This is a genomic window from Gemella haemolysans (assembly GCF_901873445.1).
Lineage (GTDB): Bacteria > Bacillota > Bacilli > Staphylococcales > Gemellaceae > Gemella > Gemella haemolysans_C.
The window spans coordinates 1-2,806 of sequence record NZ_CABFLN010000057.1 but is presented as its reverse complement, the minus strand read 5'-3'; the positions used below and the strand labels follow the sequence as shown (position 1 = coordinate 2,806).

General features: G+C 27.1%; 2 protein-coding genes. Both read left to right on the top strand.

Features of this window, described 5'->3' with window-relative positions; all coding sequences use genetic code 11:
- Positions 1-129: 129 nt before the first annotated feature.
- Positions 130-2,244 carry a MucBP domain-containing protein gene (locus JX287_RS07030; protein WP_204644128.1) on the top strand — a complete coding sequence of 705 codons (2,115 nt, stop codon included), beginning with the start codon at positions 130-132 and terminating at the stop codon, positions 2,242-2,244.
- A gap of 16 nt (positions 2,245-2,260) precedes the next feature.
- Complete coding sequence (locus tag JX287_RS07025) at positions 2,261-2,773, top strand: hypothetical protein (protein WP_204644127.1); 513 nt, start codon at positions 2,261-2,263, stop codon at positions 2,771-2,773.
- Positions 2,774-2,806: the final 33 nt, after the last annotated feature.

Here is a 2,806-nt window from a genome sequence, read left to right as displayed (position 1 = left end):
TGCAGTGGATTTTCAACTGGGTATACAGAGATAGAATAAAGTAAGTTATAACTATAAAATACTAATATAAAAAGTTTGAAAATATAGTTGTTTAATTGTGTTGAAGAGAGAATAAGAATTTCATAATATATTTATTTAGAGATAGAGTTTAAACCTATCGTAGATTTTTTAGTCTACGGTAGGTCTTTTTTTATTGCGAATATATTTTTTGTACAAATATCTATAATATGTTATAATCAATGTTCGAAAATTAACAAAAAAGGTGGAAAAGAATTAAAAAAAGAAGAACATTATTCAGGTTTTACAGATAAAAGTTATAAAGTTGATTCTATAAATATTCCAAAGTATAGATTAGTAAATATTGATAAAAATGTTATAGATAAAAATAACCCGATAATTACCTTTATTTATCAGCCAGAACATAAAGTTACATTACACTTTGTAGATGAACAAGGTACTAAAGTTCAAGAGAGTAAGACATTTACTGTCCTAGAGGGGCAAACAATTAGTTATACCCCGAATTCAATGGATGGCTTCATTACACCGAATAAATTAAAACAAATTGCGGTAAAAGATGTAGATTATCAATTTGTATATAAAAAAGTACCTAAACAGGAACAAAAGCCAAGTGAAGGGACAAAGAATCCCGTAAAGACAGCTCCTAAGAGAGAAGTAAATAAGCAAAACACGGAAACTGGGATAGTATCAAATGTAGTACCGTTCGTAGCTAATCGTTCAAGTGCTAAGAAGACAATATATGTAGAAGAATCTCCTGTTTTCAAAAACACACCTTCAATTCAATCATCATCTCATAATGTAAGTTATAACACTAAAGAAACAGGAGTTCAGGAGAAAAAAGATCCATTTTTAGAAAATACTGGTATGACCCAAGAAGAAAAGAAAAAATTCTTGAATTATATTCATGAAGTTGAGAAAGATGCTCGTACAAAATATGGAAACGATCAAAATAAAATTAATCACGCAATAGCAAATGCGATTGCATATAGTTCATATCATGATAGTTTCTTACAAAAAAGTACTAATGACTTCGGAGAAAAACCAAGGAACTTAAGTAAAGATGTGGATGATTTATTAAGTAATATTTATAGAAAAAGTAATTATAAAATAGATTTTCCACATTTAGCAATGCCTTTAGCAACATCAGAAAAAAGTGTTTGGTATAAAGAAGTTGGAAAATTTATAGCTGGTCTTTCTCCATTAAATATTGTTGGTGTTACACCTAGCGATACATTTTTCCAAGCAAATTCACTATTAGGTGATGAGTTAACAATTATAGATGATAAAGATTTAATTACAGATATAGATGCGTATGTACTTAAATATCATCCTAAATTCAAAGACTTACCTTTGAATGAAAGAATAGAAAAATATTATAGTACAGATAACTTGAATAAAAAACGCGGAGAATATTATAAAGAAGTTCTGGAATTAAAATCAGAAGGTACTGGGGCGAATAATTATTCTACAATCTTAAAATTTGGAAGCATTGTTACATTAGCAGCGTTAGGGTTATTTTTATTGAATATAAAAAATGGAATTTCAGAATTTCGTACTGACCCTAAGAAAATGATTGAAGAAAAAATAATTCCAAGTTTAATTAATAATTTTGCAGAATTGAAGAAAGATCCTTTAGCATATGCAACAAAAAAAACATCTGCTCGCTTTGGTAATTTTGTTGCAGATACTATAGTAACTGCTAAGGCAGTAGTAACATTTACTGCAAATAAGATTAACAATAAGATTATAAAACCTATTGTTAATAGAGTAGTTAAGCCAATTTATAATGCGGTTATTCGTCCAATTTCTTCATTTATGTACAATAAAGTAGCTAAACCAATTTACAATAATGTAGTAAAGCCCGTTTATAATAAGGCCATTAAACCAGTTGTAAAATGGGGATATAGTAATATAGTAAAACCAGTTTATAATAAAGTCGTAAAACCAGTTTATAATAAAGTTATTAAACCAGTTGCAAAATGGGAATATAATAAAGTCGTAAAACCAGTTTATAATAAAGTTATTAAACCAGTTGTAAAATGGGGATATAATAATGTAGTAAAACCAGTTTATAATAAAGTTATTAAACCAGTTGCAAAATGGGGATATAATAATGTAGTAAAACCTTTTGTAGAGCCTATTTATAACAAAGTTATTAAGCCAGCAAGTAATTGGATATCAGGTAAATATAATAAAGCAAAAAACTGGATAAAAAAATGGTTTTAAGAGAGGAGATGGTAAAATGATAAAAAAAATTATGCTAGTGATATTGGCGTTAGCAACAATTTATTTTATAGGGGATACAAATTTAAAAGGTAATTCAGTGTATTATGCAAAACATTCACCAAGTAGTAATGTCAGAGATTTAGAATTGATGATATTTACAGAGAATTTAGATATTCTTGGTAAGAAAGATGGTTTTAAATATAAACATAAAATTCAAGAAGATAAGACAGTTCAAAATGTTGAAAAAAATGTTTATTTTACGTATAAGTATTATGAAAGTATGAATACATATATATATGGGGATGAAAAAAGAAAAAATTATTATTTTGATGAAAATTTTAAGTTGAAAGAAGTTGTAGATTCTGGTAACAATTGGCAATATGTAGATATATCAACAGTAGATGAAAATAAACTCAAGGAAGATATTTACGAGAATTTTAAACCTATATTAAAAGAATCAGAAGAAAAGAAGCCATTTATTAATTTGCAGTGGATTTTCAACTGGGTATACAGAGATAGAATAAAGTAAGTTATAACTATAAAATACTAATATAAAAAGTTT

What these genes read in the sequence shown, in the direction of transcription:
- JX287_RS07025 (WP_204644127.1), top strand. Translation starts at nt 2,261, where the DNA reads ATGATAAAAAAAATTATGCTAGTGATATTGGCGTTAGCAACAATTTAT.